Raw genomic sequence first — 20,333 nt, forward strand, 5'->3', positions numbered from 1 at the left:
ATATGGACAACTGCTGGCTTCCGTTGGCCCTGTATGACATCTTCCGCCACCACCCTGTTTTTATCTACATTATATCAAACCTGAAGTATTGTGTCACACCCCCTTTTGACCTTAATGTCTCGATAAGATAGAAACCAAGTAATCTTCTGTGAAGTCTGATTCACTGGCCTTTTCTCGGATGGCTTTTGCCTGAGAAATAGATGGGGTTGCTTTTAGTGCTACCATCACCTTATATAGTAGCTTTTGTTGCTTCTTGTCCAAGTAGGAAATAGATACAGCTGGATTCAATGCGATTTTTCGATTATCAACCATTTCAAGAATTTCTGGTATTAATTCAGTAAGACGGATATAGCGAGAAATTTGGTTGCGACTTTGACCGACTTGTTCAGCAATTAACTCTCTGGATTCTTTTCCGACACACTTCCGCCCAAGTTGGGCGGAAGTAAATCCTTTACGCCCCTGATGGCTCATAGCTGCCAACTTCATTTTGTATGCAAAGGCTCTTTCACTTGGGAGAATCGTCTCACGCTGAAGGTTTGCATCTACCATGTTTACAACTGCCTCATCATCCGTCATAGACCGGACTAAAACAGGCATCTCAGAGTAACCCAATACTTCACAAGCCGCTTTGCGTCGATGACCAGAAATTAGTTCATAGCATTCCTCACCAATCTGGCGAGCCACCGCTGGATGAATTACACCGTGAATTTCAATGCTCTCAACAAGACGCCGAAATTCCTCATCGTCTCGTACCTGAAAGGGATGATTCTTAAATGGCTTCAGTTGTTCCAAGGGAATGTTTTTTACTGCTTGCCTTTGATCGTCTCGTCCCATAATGGCCCCCTTTACTGAAAGCTGAATTCGTCCAAAATTACGGAACTGGCTGCTGTGAAAATAGCAGCGAGCATGGACAAAATGTATTTTTGAAATCAGAATACATTTTTGCGTTCCCGTTTAGATTTGTACAAACAGCCCAAAATAACAATAAAAAACCCCCGCACATTGCCCAATTGGGAATGTACGGGGGTTTTGGCGATTAGATATAAACCTCCACGGTTAAATCATGCCATTTTGACGGTTTTATGCCGTATCCATGGGATTTATAGAAGGTTTGTGCTTCATCAAATCCAATGGTGAATGACAGAACTCTTACTTGCGGGGGTTCTTGATAGCAGCCTGAGCGGCGGCCAGACGGGCGATGGGCACCCGGAAGGGGGAGCAGGACACATAGTCCAGGCCCACCTTGTGGCAGAACTCCACGGAAGTGGGGTCGCCGCCGTGCTCGCCGCAGATACCAAGATGGATATTGGGACGGGTCTCACGGCCCAGCTTGGCGGCCATGGCCACCAGCTTGCCCACGCCGTTCTGGTCCAGGTGGGCGAAGGGATCGGACTCGTAGATCTTCTTATCGTAATAATAGTTCAGGAACTTGCCGGCATCGTCGCGGGAGAAGCCGAAGGTCATCTGAGTCAGGTCGTTGGTGCCGAAGGAGAAGAACTCCGCCTCCTGGGCGATCTCATCGGCGGTGAGGGCGGCGCGGGGGATCTCGATCATGGTGCCAACCTCATACTTCATGCCGATACCGGCGGCGGCGATGATGGCGTCGGCGGTTTTGACCACCACGTCCTTGACGTACTTGAGCTCCTTGACCTCGCCCACCAGGGGGATCATGATCTCGGGTACCATGGTCCAGTCGGGGTGCTTCTTCTGGACGTTGATGGCGGCGTTGATGACGGCGGTGGTCTGCATGGCGGCGATCTCAGGATAGGCAACCGCCAGACGGCAGCCCCGGTGACCCATCATGGGGTTGAACTCGTGGAGGGAATCGATGACGTTGTGGAGCTTCTCCAGGGGGATGTTCATCTCCTTGGAAATCTCCACGATGTCCTCCTCCTTGGTGGGGAGGAACTCATGCAGCGGGGGATCCAGGAAGCGGATGACCACGGGGTGGCCCTGCATGGCCTCATAGATGCCCTCAAAGTCGCCCTGCTGATAGGGCATGATCTTGGCCAGGGCCTTCTCGCGGTCGGCCACATTGTCGGAGACGATCATCTCGCGGATGGCCTTGATGCGCTCGCCCTCGAAGAACATATGCTCGGTGCGGCACAGGCCGATGCCCTGAGCACCAAAGGCAAAGCCCTGGGCGGCGTCGTGGGGATTGTCGGCGTTGGTGTACACCTTGAGCTGGCGGTACTTGTCGGCCCAGCCCATCAGGCGGCCGAAGTAGCCGGAGCCGGGATCGGCGGGCACGGTGGCAATGGCCTCGCCGTAGATGTTGCCGGTGGAGCCGTCCAGGCTGATCCAGTCGCCCTCGTGGTATTCCTTGCCGGCCAGGGTAAACTTCTTGCCCTCATAGTCCACCACGATGTCGCCGCAGCCGGACACGCAGCAGGTGCCCATGCCCCGGGCCACCACGGCGGCGTGGGAGGTCATGCCGCCCCGGACGGTGAGGATGCCCTGGGAGACCTGCATACCCTCGATATCCTCGGGGGAGGTCTCCAGACGGACCAGGATGACCTTCTCGCCCCGGTCGTGCCACTGCTTGGCGTCCTCGGCGGTAAAGACCACCCGGCCGCAGGCGGCGCCGGGAGAGGCGGCCAGGCCCTTGCCGATGACGGCGGCCTTCTTCAGGGCCTCGGGATCGAAGGTGGGGTGGAGCAGGGCGTCCAGCTGCTTGGGATCGACCCGGCACACGGCCTCCTTCTCGTCGATCATGCCCTCGTCCACCAGGTCCACGGCCACCTTCAGGGCGGCGGCGGCGGTGCGCTTGCCGTTGCGGGTCTGAAGCATGTACAGTTTCCCATTCTCGATGGTAAACTCCATGTCCTGCATATCTTTGTAGTGCTGCTCCAGGCGGTTGGCGATGTCGGCAAACTGCTCGTAGACAGCGGGCATCTCCTCATGGAGCTTGGAGATGGGGGAGGGAGTACGTACGCCGGCCACCACGTCCTCGCCCTGGGCGTTGATGAGGTACTCGCCGAAGAGGGCCTTCTCACCGGTGGCGGGGTTGCGGGTAAAGGCCACGCCGGTGCCAGAGTTGTCGCCGGAGTTACCGAACACCATGGACTGCACGTTGACGGCGGTGCCCCAGTCGTAGGGGATCTCGTTCATACGGCGGTACACGTTGGCGCGGGGGTTGTCCCAGGAGCGGAACACGGCCTTGACGGCCTCCATCAGCTGGACCTTGGGGTCCTGAGGGAAGTCCTCGCCCTTTTCCTTCTTGTAAAACTCCTTGAAGAGGACCACCAGCTGCTTCATGTCGTCGGTGTCCAGCTCCACGTCCAGTTTGACGCCTTTCCTGGCCTTGACCTCGTCGATGATCTCCTCAAAGCGCTTCTTGGACAGCTCCATAACCACGTCGGAGAACATCTGGATGAACCGGCGGTAGGAGTCGTAGGCGAAGCGGGGATTGTTGGTGAACTTGGCCAGGCCCTCCACCACCACGTCGTTGAGGCCCAGATTGAGGATGGTGTCCATCATACCAGGCATGGAGGCCCGGGCGCCGGAGCGGACGGAAACCAGCAGGGGATTCTCGGGATCGGCAAACTTTTTGCCGCAGATCTCCTCCATCTTGCCCAGGTATTCATAGATCTGGGCCTGGATGTCGGCATTGATCTGACGGCCGTCATTATAATACTGGGTGCAGGCCTCGGTGGTGACGGTAAAGCCCTGAGGCACCGGCATACCCAGATTGGTCATTTCAGCCAGGTTGGCGCCCTTGCCTCCCAGCAGCTCCCGCATGGAGCCGTTGCCTTCGGAGAACAAGTAGACGTACTTGTGAGAATTGCCCATTTCACATTCCTCCTAAGTTTGTCCCGCCTGGAGCGGAACCGATCACTGGGTCATATTATACCATTTTGACAAACAAATGCAAGGGCCGGACGGGTTTATGTGCCAATTTTCACCAAACCATACGGTATGAAAATAATTTTCGTATTTTGGAGGACATGGCATGATCTGTCATAAAACTGTAACCTCAGCGGCCTTGACAAAAGTAGGTTACAGTTGTACCCTAAAGGTGAAAGGTACAACTGTAACCGAAAGGAGGAGACGCCATGGGTGCCGCGGAAGAGAAGATCACCGAGGCGGAGCTGGAGGTGATGGAGGTGCTGTGGGCCGCCGGGGAGCCGGTGACCCTGGGGCGGATCAGGGAAGTTCTGGCGGACCGGAACGGGGAGACGGTCAAGACCCTGCTGCGAAGGCTATGCGCCAAGGGGGCGGCGGCCCAGGAGAAGCGGCAGGTCTACTACTACCGGCCTCTGGTGAGCCGGGCGGAGCTGGGCTGCTACCGCACCCGAAAGCTCATCGATAAGCTGTATGCCGGATCGGCCCGGCAGATGGTGGCCGCCCTGGTGGAGCATGACCAGCTGTCCGGGGAGGATATCGCGGAGCTGCGGGCCCTGCTGGACGGCCTGGGCAGAGAAGAGGCGCGCTGACATGGCGGCTTTTCTGCACACCCTGCTTACGCTGAGCATACTGGGTTCTGTGCTCACCGGCTTGCTGCTGTTGGCCCGGCCCCTTATCAAGAGCAAGGCGGTGGCCTACTACCTGTGGCTGCTGGTGCTGGTGCGACTGATTGTGCCGATGGGGATGACCATCTCCCTGCCTGCCCAGCCGGAGGAGCTGGTCCAGATCCAGACTCAGATGGCGGCGCCCGACGGAGGCGTTCAGACTACTCCCGTCCAGTCCCAGGGGGAAAGCGGGACCCCTGTGGCTCCCGAGATTGCCCCGCAGCCTCAGCGGGCTCCGGTAGTGGATTGGAAGGGAGTGCTCACCGACCCCGAACTGTGGCTCGGCCTGTGGGCCGTGGGTGCGGCCCTGTGGCTGGGACGGTATGTGTGGGGCTACCGGCGCTTTGTTTCTCTGGTGTGTGCATCCGCCCGCCCCGCCGGTCAAGCGGCCCGGAATGTGCTGGCCGGGCTGGCTCCTGGCAGGCGGGTGGCCTTGCTGGAATGCCCGTATGTCCACACCCCCATGCTGCTGGGGGCGATCCATCCCGCCATTGTGCTGCCCCTGGGTGTGGAGGCCCACCGCCTGACGGATATTCTGGCCCACGAGCTGACCCATGCCCGGCGGCACGATCTGCTCTATAAATGGCTGGCGGCGGCGGTGAGCAGCCTCCACTGGTTCAATCCTTTGATGGTGGTGGTGCGGCGGGAAATCTCCCGGGCCTGTGAACTCTCCTGTGACGAGGCGGTGACCCGGTTCATGGACGGCCCCGCCCGAAAGCACTACGCCGAGACTCTGCTGACTCTGGCCGCCCGGCCCCCCAGAGGTATGGGGGTGCTGGCTACGACCCTGTGCGAGAAAAAGGAACAGATGAAAGAAAGGCTGGTGCTGATTATGATGGGAAAGAAACAGGGACCTGCCGCTTTGGCGGTGACGGTGCTGCTGTCCGTTGCGCTGATGGGCTGTGCGGTGGTGAATGGAGCGGCAGCCGCCGGGACTGGGAATCTGGTGGAGCGGTTCCAGACCACCGACCAGGTGCAGGGCTGGACCCTGGAGCTGGACCGGGAACAGATGGCCCAGCTCTCCCATTTGCTGAATGGGGCGGCCAGTGATCTGTCGCTGGAGCCGGAGGAGAGCTGGCTTGGATATGTCTTTGCCCCCAAGGCAGACGGCAGCGGTCAGGGTGGTGTGACGGTGGGTGGCTCCATTTTTCCGGAAGAGGCCAACTATGTGGCCTTCGGGGTGGAGGGAAACCTCCCCAGTAGTTTGCCCGGTGTCCATGTGGCCCTGTATGACGCCGACGGCAATTCTGTAATCTGGAAGGCGGGGCTGTCCTCCTACCAGATGGTGGTCTTTGAACTGCCGGAGGCGGAGCAGAGCTATACCCTGCGGATCAGCGGCGCCGGGGCGGAGAACGGCGCGGATTTTTGGTATTTTACCCATGAGACCTGCCCTGTGGACTACTTCCTGAAACGCTGAGAAAAGGGGTGCTTTCTATGACATCCTTTCTGTATACCCTGCTAAAGCTGAGCGTGCTGGGTTCGCTGCTCACCGGGCTGCTGTTGTTGGTCCGGCCCCTCATCAAAAGCAAGGCGGCGGCCTACTATCTGTGGCTGTTGGTGCTGGTGCGGCTTGTTTTGCCGGTGGGAGTGACCCTTCCGCTGCCCGCCCTGCCGGAGCAGGGGACCTACCAGGCCCACACCCAGACGGAGGTCTCCCTCAACGGTCAGACTGACCCGCTCCCGATCCAGGGCCAGACCGGGGAACCCACAGGCCCCGCCGCCCCTGAAAATCCCGGCACACCGGAGCAGCCTGCCGCTCCGGCGGCAGACTGGAAGGAAATGCTCACCGCCCCTGAACTGTGGTTTGGCCTGTGGGCCGTGGGGGCGGCCCTGTGGCTGGGGCGGTATGTGTGGGGCTACCGGCGCTTTGCCGCTCTGGTGCGTTCCTCTGCCCGCCCCGCCGGTCAAGCGGCCCGGAATGTGCTGGCCGGGCTGGCTCCCGGCAGGCGGGTGGCCTTGCTGGAATGCCCGTATGTCCACACCCCCATGCTGTTGGGGGCGGTACATCCTGCCATTGTGCTGCCTGTGGGGGTGGAAAACGGCCGTCTGGCGGATATCCTGTCCCATGAGCTGACCCATGCCCGGCGGCACGATCTGCTCTACAAATGGCTGGCGGCGGCGGTGACCAGCCTCCACTGGTTCAATCCCCTGATGGTGGTGGTGCGGCGGGAGATCTCCCGCTCCTGCGAGCTCTCCTGTGACGAGGCGGTGACCCGGGCCATGGACGGTGCAGCCCGGAAGCACTACGCCGAGACCCTGCTGACTCTGGCCGCCCGGCCCCCCAGAGGCATGGGGGTACTGGCCACCACCCTGTGCGAGGAAAAGGCACGACTGAAAGAAAGGCTGGTGTCCATTATGAAAGGAAAGCGGCAGGGGCCCGCCGCCCTGGCGGCCACCCTGGCTCTGGCCATTGCTTTGACCGGCTGCGCCGCCATCAGCGGGGCGGCCCCCAGCTCCAGCCCGGAGCCCACCCCCGACCTGAGCGCTCTGCTGGAGGACCCGGTGCTGTACGACCTGGACTACGACCTCCAGCTGGCTATTCCCAGCGACCTGGACAGCAAGCTGCTGGTGGAGCTGCCCGAGGAGGGAGAGGACTTCCTGGTCTGCGTGTGGGAAAAGCGCAGCTATGAGGCGGCGGGTGGCGGCGACACCGACATGGGGTGGCTCTTTACCCTGGTCCGGTGGGATCAGGCCACCTATGAACAGTACCTCATCTCCGACGGCAGCGGGGTGACGCCCTTTGGCTATCGGGACGGCTGGTACTATGTGTGGCTGACGGCCAGCGATGTGCGCTTCTACAGCAATTCCCAGGACGAAGCGGTGATGCAGGCGGAGGAGGCGGAGTGGATGAACCTGAATAAGCGCCTGCCCCAGGAGGTGCGCCCCGACTTCTGTGCCCGCAACGGCCTGGAGGCCTACGACGACAGTATGTACTTCCACGACGGCTATGTGTGGGAGAGCGATCACCGCTACGTCTACTTCCGCACGGAAAACTGGGGCGAGTCCATCACCCTGCTTCTCTCCCAGCCCATCAAACAGGGGAAGGGCGGCATCTGGTGCGTGGAGGGCTGGGTGGACAACAACTACGGTACCCGCTATCTGGTGCTCCCCCGGGACACCGGCACCACGGCGGCGGACTACTACACCCAGCTCCAGCAGCAGGCGGACGGGGGCCATACAAACGGTCTCCTGGACCCCCTCTCCGCCGCCAAGGAATGGCTGAACGAGCAGGGCTACAACGTGGGTGCCGGCCATGTGGAGCTGGTGGAGGGGGACCCGGCCTGGAACATCTATGGCCGGGAGATGGAATCCATCATGGCCGGCAGCAGCCCCGCCCGGACCCTGACCTATAAAAACGGACAGGAGACGGATGTGGAGACCTACGGCGTCATCGACAGCAGCATCCAGCTGTGGGTGCGGGTGTGGGTGAAGGCTCAGGCCCCCGCCGCCCTCAACGGCAAGGCGGTGACCTGCACCGACCAAAACGGCGACAGCCTGATCTTCCTGGAGGAGGGCGGACTGGTAGGCATCGCCCGGGACGGGGAGACCAGCTGGTATGCCTATGCCTACGACTACGACGCCCCCAGCCCCTATGAGATCATGTACAGCGCCTGCCAGGATTGGCTGGCTCTGAAAAATCCGCCGCCCTTCCACAGTTACTCCATGGAGGAGTATGACCAGGCCTATAAGACGGTGGTACAGCGCTTTGAGACCGGGATGGCGGGGTGTACCCTGGAAAGTTCGTACTATGATCCCCAGCAGTCCTATGCGGTGGCGGCGGACTATCTCCACACCGATGACCCGGAGCGGATCAACAATGTGATCGTCCTCTTTGTAAGCTTTACCACCGACGGCAACCAGCCGGTGCTGGACCCCAACACCACCTACACCGACTATCAGTTCATCCTCCAGCGGGAGGATAAGGACTCCCCCTGGGTGGTCATCGACGGAGGATATTGACCGGACGCGCTGCCTGTAGGGGCGACCTTTACGGTCGCCGCATGACCCCGGACGTACCCGGCGGGCCGATGTGGGCATCGGCCCCTGCAGCCCAATAGTCAAAAAGATCCCCTGCCTGCTGGCAGGGGATCTTTTTGACTTAATATTTATTGACCATCCCCGAGATCAGGGGGGTAGGCACCAGCCACATGATGAGGAACACCAGCAGGTTGGAGGCCGACAGGGAGGCGTAGGCCCCCACAAAGGTGAGGTAGAAGGCCAGAATCAGGCCCACCACCGCCCCCAGGCTGGCCAGCACCGCTGAGGTGCGGACGGCCCGGCGGAGCCGGGCGGCGCCCACCACCGCCTCGGAATAGGGCCTGATGCCCTCCCGGCAGAGGACGGCGGTGAGGATGTCGCTGTGGAGCTGGTCCTCGTCGGACAGCTCCATCCGCCGCTCCACAGAAGGGTACTCCATCCGGTCCACCGGCAGCTTGAACCGCTGGCGGAGCATGGCGGGGATCAGGTTGAAGTCCCGGGTGGCCATCACCGGGGACACCCGGTTGCGGATCAGACTGGTGAGAGCCGGGTCCACCGTGCCGTGGAGGGTGTAGTTGAGGGCGAAAATGCCCGCCAGCTCCCCGTCAATGGCGCAGAACACGGCGTTCTTCACATGAAGGCCTGGGGGCAGGGCGATCTCCATCAGCCGCATGAAGTCGGCGGAGCCAACCAGCACCTGCTCATTGCGGATGACACCGGACAGGCCGCCTTCATAACAGAAGAAGTTGGATACCCTGCGGTAAATGGCCCCCTGTGAGCGGAGCAGGTCGTGGAAGGGCTTGTCCAGGCCGCAGCCCGATTCCCGGATGAGGGTGGCGGTGTCGGCCACCACCTTTTCCGCCGGGAAGTCGCCGAAGATCTTGATGCCGTTGAGGGAGACGCATCCCGGGGGGAACAGGTCGAAGTCGGTGACCAGGATGCCGCTGCCGCCGGTGGCGGTGACGCCGTCCCAACCGGCGATGGCGGCCCCCGATTTGCTCAGCCGCTGACACAGGGTGAGCCAGGGCTGCCCAAAGCACAGAGCCCCCGACAGGGAGGCCGAGGCGGTGAGGGTGGCGGACAGGCACCACAGCAGCCGCTCCGGTGCGCCCCGGCCGATGGAGGCCACAATGCTCAGCAGCAGGCTGGCGATAAACAGCAGGGGGCAGATCCGCCGGAAGATGCGCTGAGCGCCGTCGCTGGCCTGCATCTGCCGGCCAAAGCCCACCGCATCTCCAGACCACTTGGCGTAGGTGTCCCGGCCGTTCCACTTGCCCTCATCCAGGGTGACCAGATAGGGGTGGGAGGCGGCAGCCGCCGTCTTACAGGCCAGCCGCAGGCCCCGCCGCTTTCGGTAGGTGCCCCGCAGCAGCAGGGAGATGCCCAGCACAATGGCGGCGCAGTAGGGCATCTGGCCCTCCCGGGGGTCCAGCTTGAACATGGTAAGGGCGTCGGCCAGGGTGGCGGCGGAGGCGAAGAGCAGCAGAGTGTCCATGCCAAACTCCAGCCGCAGCAGGCCGAACAGGCCCCGGAAAAGGACATCCAGCCCCAGCAGCATGGCCAGCACCTGGACCCCGGCCAGGGCCAGCACCCGCAGTTCCGGTGTAAGGGCCTGGGGATGGGGAAAAACCTCCAGAGTCAGATAGAGGGCGGGCAGGAAGAGCAGGAGGACCAGGGTGGACCGCAGCCGCAGTCCCTTGAGGCCCTTGCCGTACCGTTTGGCCAGATCCGCCGGGGGCAGATCGGGGGCGGGGGGCGGCTCCCTCCGGGGCTTGCGCTCCCGGCGGCGGGAGGAGGGCTCCTCCTCCTCGTCGGTGCCGGGGATAAATTCCTCCGCCCGGCGTACCGCTGTGTCGTCCTCTACGCCCTCCTCTTCAAACATATGCTCAGCATAGTCGTCCGCCTTTTTCAGCAGGCGGTTGATACCCTGAGTCAGGGCGCTTTCCTCCGGTCCGGCGGCCTCCTCTGGAAAGTCCAGCACATTGTCCTCCGCCGGAGGGGCTTTGGACGGTTTCTGTGGGGTGGACTCCGGCTTGGGCGGGGCGGCCTTCTCCACCGGCGGCGGCCGTGTGGCGGCGGCGCGGGACTCCTTCTGTACCTGCTCCTGACCGCCGTCGGGGAAGGTGAGCACCCGCCCCGGCTTTTTGGAGGGGGAGGAGGGACGCTGGCTTTTGGGCACCACGGGGAAGGGAATGGTATCCTCCTCGTCTGGCTTTTTCTTTTTCTGCCCGCCGCCAAATTCCGCCAGAATGGATTCCAGGGAGAACTCGTCCCCGCCGGGCAGATCCTGATTCAATTCGTCATCCCGGTCTTTTGCCATGGGAACGTGCTCCTTTTTTACAGTTCAGTGGTTGTCAGCCCATCCGCTGCCGCACGGCCTCGTACAGCAGGATGGCGGCGGCGGCGCTGGCGTTGAGGGAGTTGAGCTTGCCATTCATGGGGATGCGGACCAGGAAATCGCAGGTCTCGGACACCAGACGGCCCATGCCGTCCCCCTCGCTGCCGATGACGATGGCGGCGGGGCCCTTCAGGTCGGCGTCATAGAGCAGCCGGTCCCCGTCGGCGGCGGTGCCGAACACCCACACGCCCTCATCCTTCAGCTCTTTGAGCAGGGCGGGCAGGTTGGGCACCCGGGCCACGGGAATGTGGCTCACCGCGCCGGCGGAGGTCTTGGCCACCACCGCCGTCAGGCCCGCCGAGCGGCGCTTGGGGATAATGACGCCGTGGGCTCCGGCACACTCGGCGGTGCGGATCACCGCACCCAGGTTATGGGGGTCGGAAAGCTCGTCGCACACCACGATGAGAGGGGGTTCCCCCTTCTCCCGGGCGGCGTTTAAAATATCGTCCACGCTGGCGTATTCCCGCACCGCGGCCTGGGCGATGACCCCCTGGTGGGAGTGGGTGCGGCTCATAAAGTCCAGCTTTTTCCGGTCGCACTCCACCACCACGATGCCCTTGTCCCGGGCGGCGGCGGCAATGTGGGCGAGGGCAGAGTCGGTCTCTCCCCGGGCCAGAAAAATCTTGTCAATGGGCGTGCCCGCCCGCAGGGCCTCAGTGACGGCGTTGCGCCCCTCGATGATGCCGTCTGCCTCGGCCTGAGGGGCCGGTCTGCGCTCCTTCATAATTGGTTCCGCCTTTCTTGTTGATCGCTACCAGTATACCACAAGACCCGCCGCAGAAAAAGATAAAAATTGCCCCTTTGGACCCGGCCGCTTTCATAGAAAGTTTACAGCTTTCGGCTTTCCCTTTCTTGTTTTTTGAGGGGGCGTGTGCTATAACTATAATTACTTTCCGGTTGGAATGAATGTACGCAAGGAGGCGTCTTCTTGAATTTCGATCACCAAAACAACAACCGCGGAAAGGGCGGAGGCAATAACAAGCGCAATATCACCGCCATTGTGTCCATTATCCTGTGGGCCCTGGTGCTGACGGTGCTGGTCAATTACGCCACCTCTCTGTTCCGCCAGGCCAACTCAGTGGAGATCAGCTACGGCGTGTTTCGGGAGCTGGTCAAGGAGGACTGTGTGGCCGGGGTGCTGATGGACTCCCATAAATATACCATCTATTTAAAAGACGGCGTGTCGGTGGACGCCAACGGCAAGATCACCAAGACCGCCACCGCCGCCGGACTCACCGGGGAGCAGGAGGAGACCATTGTGCCGCCCCCCTCCCAGTGGGACAAGAACAAGACCACATATTTCTGCGCGCCCATTACCCAGGCGGGGGTGCGGGATGATGGGCTGATTGATCTGCTGGAGGAGCACGGCGTCACCAGATTCGGCCCCGAGTATGTGGAGGAGCTTAACCCCATCGTCTCCATGCTCATCTCCTGGGTGCTGCCCATGGTGGTGATGGTGTTCCTGTTTTCCTTTCTGTTCCGCAACATGGCGGGCAAGATGGGCGGCGGTCTGGGCAACCTGGGCAAGTCCAACGCCAAGGTTTATGTGGAGAAAAAGACCGGCGTTACCTTCAAGGATGTGGCCGGTCAGGACGAGGCCAAGGAGTCCCTGGTGGAGATCATCGATTTCCTCCACAATCCCCAGAAGTATACCGAGATCGGCGCCAAGCTGCCCAAGGGCGCTCTGCTGGTGGGCCCTCCCGGTACCGGTAAGACCCTGCTGGCCAAGGCCGTGGCCGGAGAGGCCAACGTGCCCTTCTTCTCCATCTCCGGTTCCGACTTTGTGGAGATGTTCGTGGGTATGGGCGCCGCCCGTGTCCGCGACCTGTTTAAGGAGGCCAACAAGATGGCCCCCTGTATCGTGTTCATTGATGAGATCGACACCATCGGTAAATCCCGCGACAACCGCATGGGCGGCAATGACGAGCGGGAGCAGACCCTGAACCAGCTGCTGGCCGAGATGGACGGCTTCGACCCCACCAAGGGCGTCATCCTGCTGGCCGCCACCAACCGACCCGAGGTGCTGGACCAGGCCCTGCTGCGGCCCGGCCGTTTTGACCGGCGCATTACCGTGGACCGGCCCAATCTGGCCGGCCGTCTGGCTACCCTCCAGGTCCATACCCGCAAGATCAAGCTGGCGGAGGACGTGGACCTGAAGAAGGTGGCTCTGGCCACCGCCGGCGCCGTGGGCGCGGACCTGGCCAACCTGGTCAACGAGGCTGCCCTCCGGGCGGTCCGTCTGGGCCGCAAGGCGGTCAACCAGCAGGACCTGCTCACCGCCTTCGAGCTGGTCATTGCCGGCGCGGAGAAGAAGGGCAGCGTCCTCAGCGAGTTTGAGAAGAAGCTGGTGGCCTACCACGAGGTGGGCCATGCCATGGTGGCCTACCGGCAGAAGCACGCCGAGCCGGTGAGCAAGATCACCATCGTTCCCCACACCCAGGGCGCCCTGGGTTACACCCTCCACCTGCCGGAGGAGGACAAGAACCTCCACACCAAGGACGAGCTGCTGGCCCAGATCTGCGTCTCCATGGGCGGCCGTGTGGCGGAGGAGCTGGTGATGCACACCATGACCAACGGCGCCGCTCAGGATATCCAGGATGCCACCAGCATCGCCCGCAATATGGTGGCCATGTTCGGTATGAGCGAGGAGTTCGGCATGATGGCCCTGGCCTCCCGCCGCAACCAGTATCTGGACGGCGGCTACGGCCTGGACTGCGCCGACGATACCGCCGCGGCCATGGATCAGGCGGTGCGCAGCATCATCGACTCCTGCTACAAGAAGGCCACCGAGATCCTCTCCGAGAGCCGGGAGGACATGGATAAGGTGGTGGCCTACCTGCTGGAAAAGGAGACCATTACCGGCGCCGAGATGGTAGCCATTTTGGAAGGGCGGGACCCCGCTCTGGCCGACCAGTATGCCGAGGCCGAGAAGCGGGAGCAGGAGAAGAACAAGCTGGAGGAGAACCCCCAGTCCATTCCCCTGTGGGGCGGCCAGGAGGAGCCCTCCGCCCCGTCCCAGGCGGATCAGTCCTCTGAGGACAAGACAACAGAAGAATAAAAGAAAATCCGGGCGCGCCGTCATGGCGCGCCCGGGTTTTTATGGTTGGACAGACTGCCCCTTTTTCCACCAGTGCTCAAATGCCATCCGGGCGGAGCGAAAAGACACATTCTGTATGATCCAACCGGGAAAATATCTCAGGATCCCTACTGGTCCGGCTGACAGGACCCTGCACTAAAAAATTTGAGAAAAATGAAAAAAAGAGTTGACAGAGCGGGGGACACGTGCTAAAATACAATTCGTTCGGTCGGCCCGACCAGGACAAAGTGAATATGGGGGTATAGCTCAGCTGGGAGAGCGCTTGAATGGCATTCAAGAGGTCAGCGGTTCGATCCCGCTTATCTCCACCAAAAAGACTTGAAACTTCGGTTTCAAGTCTTTTTTGTTTGTCCGCCATAGGCGTTTGGAGGAGTGCATGAAGTCTGAAAAATGAAAGCAGGAATTGCATGGTTTTGCAGAATAACATAAAAAGAGATTGCTGCTTCCAAATATAGAAAAAAGCAAGCTATTCGATGTTATGCACAATTTAGACGGACTTAACTTTGGGTAGTTTGTCCGTATTGTAGTATTCTGAAACCCATAGTATACTTTAAATATATCTGGAAGAACTGGCGCGTGATATAAGATGACAGATCCACGTGGAGCAGTGCTTTCAAACGGTACCGGATCTTTTAAAGAGGAAGGAGGATAGGGGTAGATTTTATGTGCGGTATCGTGCCCGCGCGCAAAAAGACAAGTAATTGAATAAGGAGGAACCATAAATGCGACAACGTCAGAAACGCTCCCGCTCAGTTTTGTCACTGCTGTTGGCATTTTCCATGCTTCTCTCCCTGATGATCATGCCCGCGTCGGCCAAAGAACCTACCCAAACCTACCCTGAAGATCTGGATGCTATCGTTGAGCTTTTGAGCGGCGAAAACGGTGTCGACGGCGAGTCCGCCTTTGATTACCTGGGAACCGTGTTCCTGGGGTGGCGTACCACCGGCGGCCCCTGGCAGAATTATGTGATCAACGACTTTATCGGCGACACCATCATTGCCGCCGGTTATAAAGACATGAAGGACTCCTACACCGGAGACGGATTTACCGACTGGACCCACGACTATAGCAACGGCGACCAATTCTGGGTCCAGCATGATAAGTCCTCCTCTCTGGTGTGGGCGCCTGAGTATGCCCGAATGGAGATCACCTCCATTAAGAAGGACGGTCAGGAGATTACCGAGGGCAAGATCTACGGCCTGAAGGAGGTCGTGGATGTGGAGTCCTTCTCCTATGACCCCACCAGTGATGTCTATCAGGCTCACTACATTGAGAAATACGGCCTGAACGCCACCGTGGGCGACGATGACGGCTTTATCAAGGCCATGTCCGGCTGGATCAACCAGAAGGACGGCTCCGGCAACCGCACCAAGGTATTCCCCGAGGGGAAGCTGCCCGGTGCCGCCCGGGGCGAGGAGGCTCACCTGAATGAGCGTGCCCACCTGGCCACCAACACCAGCTTCAACGTCACCGCCGACGAGCTGGCCGCCATCCGGAAAGATCCGGGCAACGTTAGCGAGCTGGCCAAGGGCCAGACCGGCGAAGTGGTGTATGTGGGCAACGTGAGCAACTACGACGGCGACAAGAGCGTGCTGGCCGGCAAGGTGCTGCTGTGCGACTCCTCCAACAGCCGCAACTTCACCTTTGCTCAGGAAGTGGGCGCCATCTCCGTGATGACTACCGCCTCTCTGGACAACTACAGCAACCCCGTCGAGGAGGACAACTGGTTTGGTCCGGAAGGCGAGATGAAGAACTGGTACGAGCAGTGGTACGACGGCAAGAACGAGTGGTACACCAACTCCGCCCGCTTTGCCGGCGGCGCCGGTTCCACCGCGAATCAGGCTGCTATGCAGGCTGGTAAGCCCATCGTGGAGTGGAATATCTCTCCCGACCAGTACAATGCACTGCGTACCATGTTGAATGATGGCTATACTGTGGAGATGAACGTGGCTTCCGTGGGTGAGATGTACGGCATGAGCGATCCCGATATCCCCGCCGCCCAGGGCCAGCTCACCGCCATCGCGGAGATCAAGGGTTCCGATCCCGAGCTGCAGAAGGAGCGGGTGGTCCTGGCCGCCCACGTGCAGGAGCCCGGCTGCGACGACAACGCCACCGGTGTGGCCCTGAACCTGGAGCTGGCTGTGAAGATGAAGAAGCTCATCGACGCCGGCGTCATTCCCCGTCCCCAGCGCACCATCGTCTTTATGTGGGGCGACGAGATGTCCTTCTCCAGCCTGTACCTGGACGCTCACACCGAGGACATCGAGAACATTATCTGCTGCATCGACCTGGACATGGTGGGCGAGGACCCGGCCAAGACCGGCGGCCCCATGCGCATCGAGAAGGCTCCCGATCCTGCCGCCTACTATAACTACACCCTGGACAACATCCCCGAGGCCCCCCTGTACTACGATGAGGACCGCAGCGACAGCAGCGGCAACTTTGTCCGCCTGCCCGACTCCCATACCCTGTGGGGCGCTGGCAGCCCTGGCCCTGTTGATCTGGGCGGTATTTTCATCAACGATCTGTACATGGCCTCCGCCCAGTCCACCCGCACCGCGGTGAAGAGTACCCTGGGCTATGACTTTGAAGTGGATGTGTGCCCCTATGAGGGCGGCAGCGACCACACCAAGTTCCTGCAGCGTGGTGTGCCCGCCGTGCTGACCTGGCACTTCACCGACTATGTGTACCACACCACCGTGGACACCCTGTACATGGCCAGCGCCGACGAGATGGAGAGCGTGGGCATCACCTCTCTGGCTGCCGGTTACTTTGCCGCCAATCCCACCCGGTATGCCGACGATATGATGCAGATCTTGGTGGATGCGGCGGACGCCCGCTTTGCCAGCGAAGCTCAGCACAACACCGCCGCCCATAAGATCTGGGCTGAGACCACCAATAGCGATGTGGATAAAGCCTACGCCCAGGAAGTGGAAGTCCTCTCCGCCTGGGGCAAGTGGTATCAGGACGCGGTCAAGAGCTGCGAGAAATACTTTGCGGTTGCTCCCGCAGAGACGACCTCTTATGTGGCTGCCATCGCGGAACTGGAGCGGAAGGCTCTGGCCAATGCCCAGGAGGTATTTGCAGGCGGCGAGTTGACACTGGACAACACAGATCTGATTATGGACCAGAATAACATGGTCTTCCATGCCTCCCTCACTGTGCAGGATACGGATAAGACTGCCAAGTGGACGGAGACGGAGTGGACCCAGTGGGCCAAGAGCCTGACCTGGTGGCTTACCCGGGAGGGCAGTGAGCAGGACAGTGCGCTCTATCCCTATGTGTACACCGGCGACCAGCTGAACAACTGGAAGACCTGGGGCTCCAATGGCACTGACGGCACATCCTATTTCCAGCTGGATGAGGTCAAGGTGACCGACGGCGACGGCAGCGCCACCATCAACCTGACCTTCCACACGGCTGCTCCCTTCTTCTACAATAAGAACGGTGTGGGTGGAAACGGCCTGCTGCGCAATTCCGACAGCTACCGCAACGTATACGGCAGCTTTATCGGTGCATATACCTTCTCTGTCAAGGACGGGGATCAAGTGGTAGCTACTCTGGATAAACCTGTCAAATTTAACATCTATGAGAGTTACCGCCGCTATGCCGACATCATGGAAGAGCTGAAGGAGATCCAGGCCGCGGCGCGGGAAAAGGGCCGCTACTTTGAGATCACCACCTTCGGTACCAGCGAGGCCGGTTACGACCAGGTCTATGTGACGCTGTCCGACAGCGCCGCCTCCGTAGAGGCGTTCAAGAAGGTAAACCAGGCGGCCATCACGGACCCGGCTTCTGTCCGGAAACAGATCGAGGAGGGCACCCTGACAGATTACCGGGTACCCTTTATGATCAACAACGTCCACTCCGATGAGATGCCCGGTGTGGATGCCCAGATGGACCTGCTGTGGGAGCTGGCCACCGAGGACACCATCACCTACAACACCCTCACCGGCCTGAAGAGCGGTGAGCAAGTGGATATGAGTCTGTTTGCCCCCGATGTAGTGAAGCTGGGCATTACCGGTCTGGGTTCCCGCAAGCTGCTGCCCGGAGGCTCCGGGGAGAACGATGTGATCCATGGCGCCGGCGAGTACTATAACATCAGCGGGGATATTACCTACTCGGTGGACGAGCTGCTGGACAACCTGATTTTGGTGGTCTGCCCCAACGAGAACCCCGACGGCCGTACCTACAACACCCGCCGCAACTCCAACGGCTTTGACCTGAACCGTGACGCATCCAACCAGACCCAGAGCGAGACCCGCGGCCTGGCCAAGATGATCAACGAGTGGAACCCTGTGGTCTTTGCCGAGCTGCATGGCTATATGTCTGAGTTCCTGGTGGAGCCCTGCACGCCTCCTCATGAGCCCAACCTGGAGTATGACCTGCTGGTCAAGAACTTTATGCTGGGCGCCGAGGCCTTTGGTATGTCGGCCTTGGCCACTACAGATGAGCAGTATAATTTTGATGTAAAATTCCGCACCTATTACACCCCCCTGCGGGACGACTATGACCCGAAAACCATGAAGTGGTCCGCCTGGGACGACCTGTGCACTAACTACGGTCCCAGCTATGCCATGCTCAACTGCGGTTCCCTGGGCTATACCATTGAGACGCCCGGCGCCAACCAGGCCTCCACCCAGCTGTTTGTCAGCGGTATGTACGGCCTGCTGAACTATGTGAAGGACAACAAGAAGGATATCTACCTCAACCAGCTGGAGTTCTTCCGCCGGGGCATCGAAAATGAGGACCACCGGGCCGATATGCAGTCCTGGTATGTGGACATCAGCAACCAGGCGCTGAAAGCGGATACCTGGCGCGTACCTTATGCGGAGAACAATAATTACTTCCCCGAATACTATGTGATTCCTGTGGACGGCGCTTCTCAGCGGGATGTGGCCGATGCCTATGAAATGGGTCAGTTCCTGCTGGACAACGGCGTGAAGCTCTCCAAGCTCACCAAGGATGTAACGGTGGACGGCGTGACCTACAAAGCCGGGTCCCTGGTGGTGGATATGCATCAGGCCAAGCGCAACTATGCCAATGCCGTGCTGTGGCGGGGCGCGGACGCATCGGCCTCCGGTTTCCCCGAGCTTTATTCCGAGTCCGTGTCCAACTTCCCCGAGATGCGGGGCTTTGACTGCGTGCCTGTGACCAAGGTGGGCGCCTTTAAGGACCATCTGAGCGGCATTACCACAATTACGCCTGCTTCCGCATTTGCGGGTGTGTCCGACCAAATCGTTGTGATCTCCAACAGCGGCAACGAGGCGGTCCGGGCCGTCAACGCTATGCTGGCCAAGGATATCCCCGTGGGCCTCATCACCGAGGGTGACTATGTGGGCGATTTTGTGGTGGACTATAACGACTATGTGGGCATTCGGGACCAGTTTGCGCTGACCGCCACCGGCGTCTCCACCATGCCTGTGGCTTATGAGATCGAACAGCCCACCCTGTTCCTCACCGGCCGCTACGATCTGTTTAGCAGCGGCAAGATCACCGAAGGCTACTACGCCAACTGGTTCTCTCAGGGCTACGGCTTTAAGGATTACAAAAACGTATATGGCAACGGTACTTCCGCCCAGGACGTGATGGCCTATGCCAAGCAGCTGGGCTTCCAGATCACCGATGATCCGGCCAAGGCCGACGTGATCGTGGGCTCGGTGGCCCTCAATCAGGGTGAGACCGGTGCGGCGGCTGTGGAAAAAGTCAAGAACGGCACGCCTTATATCGCCACCGGAAGTACGCCTCTGAACTTCATCAAGAGCAGCCTGGTCACCGATCTGGAGTATGACACCCTGGGTATGGAGGCTCTGCACACCGTTACCTATCCCACCGACAGCCTGACCACCGCCAGTTATGCAAGCGAGGGCGACTTCGTTACTTACACCTATAACTGCGGCGTTATCACCAAGCTGCCTGAGGGAGCCAAGGTGCTGATTCAGGCCGCCGACAAAGACGCTTTCATCGCCGGCTGCTGCCTGAATGATGAGAATATCCCCATTGACGGCTATCCCGAGGCGTTTGCCATTCAGCGTGGTGACATGGACCTTACAGTCTTTGCCAACTCTATTGTCAACCGTGCCCATCAGCAGGATGACTACCGCTATGTAACCAATACCATCTATTCCAAGATGCTCTCTGATGAGCGGATGGACATCGATACCTCCACCGGCGGCTCCACTGGCACGACTTCCTACGCCATCACCGTGGAGAAGGCGGACAACGGTACTGTGACCTCCAGCCGTACCCGCGCCTCCAAGGGTCTCACCATTACCCTGACTGTGAAGCCTGACGAGGGCTACAAGCTGGATACCATCACCGTTACCGACAAGAACGGCAATGAGGTGAA

The 20,333-nt window shown here is 60.2% G+C and carries 9 protein-coding genes and 1 tRNA gene; 6 read left to right on the forward strand and 4 right to left on the reverse strand.

The window, feature by feature from the left end:
* Positions 1-111: 111 nt before the first annotated feature.
* Complete coding sequence (locus WHJ28_RS16105; RefSeq protein WP_340043045.1) at positions 112-834, reverse strand: ParB/RepB/Spo0J family partition protein; 723 nt, start codon at positions 832-834, stop codon at positions 112-114.
* A 315-nt stretch (positions 835-1,149) separates the two neighbouring features.
* A complete protein-coding gene (ppdK, locus tag WHJ28_RS16110; protein WP_340043046.1) occupies positions 1,150-3,792 on the reverse strand; it encodes a pyruvate, phosphate dikinase in 2,643 nt (880 codons plus the stop codon).
* A 263-nt stretch (positions 3,793-4,055) separates the two neighbouring features.
* Here ppdK and WHJ28_RS16115 point away from each other — a divergent pair, with 263 nt between their 5' ends.
* Genes WHJ28_RS16115 through WHJ28_RS16125 form a run of 3 tightly spaced genes read left to right on the forward strand, consistent with a single transcriptional unit; the run spans position 4,056 to position 8,471 of the window.
* Complete coding sequence (locus WHJ28_RS16115; RefSeq protein WP_340043047.1) at positions 4,056-4,436, forward strand: BlaI/MecI/CopY family transcriptional regulator; 381 nt, start codon at positions 4,056-4,058, stop codon at positions 4,434-4,436.
* A 1-nt stretch (position 4,437) separates the two neighbouring features.
* Positions 4,438-5,928: a M56 family metallopeptidase gene (locus tag WHJ28_RS16120; protein WP_340043048.1), complete on the forward strand. Its 1,491-nt coding sequence runs from the start codon at positions 4,438-4,440 to the stop codon at positions 5,926-5,928.
* Positions 5,929-5,945: 17 nt separating this feature from the next.
* The gene (locus WHJ28_RS16125; RefSeq protein ID WP_340043049.1) at positions 5,946-8,471 is read left to right on the forward strand and encodes a M56 family metallopeptidase; all 2,526 of its coding nucleotides are present in this window, start codon (positions 5,946-5,948) and stop codon (positions 8,469-8,471) included.
* A 139-nt stretch (positions 8,472-8,610) separates the two neighbouring features.
* On the opposite strand, the gene WHJ28_RS16130 is transcribed toward WHJ28_RS16125, so the two are convergent.
* Positions 8,611-10,809, reverse strand: coding sequence for a hypothetical protein (locus tag WHJ28_RS16130; protein WP_340043050.1), 2,199 nt, complete (start codon positions 10,807-10,809; stop codon positions 8,611-8,613).
* A 34-nt stretch (positions 10,810-10,843) separates the two neighbouring features.
* The gene (gene rlmB, locus WHJ28_RS16135; RefSeq protein WP_340043051.1) at positions 10,844-11,611 is read right to left on the reverse strand and encodes a 23S rRNA (guanosine(2251)-2'-O)-methyltransferase RlmB; all 768 of its coding nucleotides are present in this window, start codon (positions 11,609-11,611) and stop codon (positions 10,844-10,846) included.
* 204 nt (positions 11,612-11,815) lie between these two features.
* Here rlmB and ftsH point away from each other — a divergent pair, with 204 nt between their 5' ends.
* From ftsH to WHJ28_RS16150, 3 genes are all read left to right on the forward strand, one after another.
* The gene (gene ftsH / locus WHJ28_RS16140; RefSeq protein WP_340043052.1) at positions 11,816-13,945 is read left to right on the forward strand and encodes an ATP-dependent zinc metalloprotease FtsH; all 2,130 of its coding nucleotides are present in this window, start codon (positions 11,816-11,818) and stop codon (positions 13,943-13,945) included.
* Between the two features lie 274 nt (positions 13,946-14,219).
* Positions 14,220-14,295 (forward strand) — tRNA-Ala (locus tag WHJ28_RS16145).
* 411 nt (positions 14,296-14,706) lie between these two features.
* Positions 14,707-20,333 (forward strand): M28 family peptidase (locus WHJ28_RS16150; protein WP_340043053.1); only part of this gene is annotated, 5,627 nt, incomplete at its 3' end.

It is taken from the genome of Flavonifractor porci (assembly GCF_037572415.1).
Lineage (GTDB): Bacteria > Bacillota > Clostridia > Oscillospirales > Oscillospiraceae > Flavonifractor > Flavonifractor porci.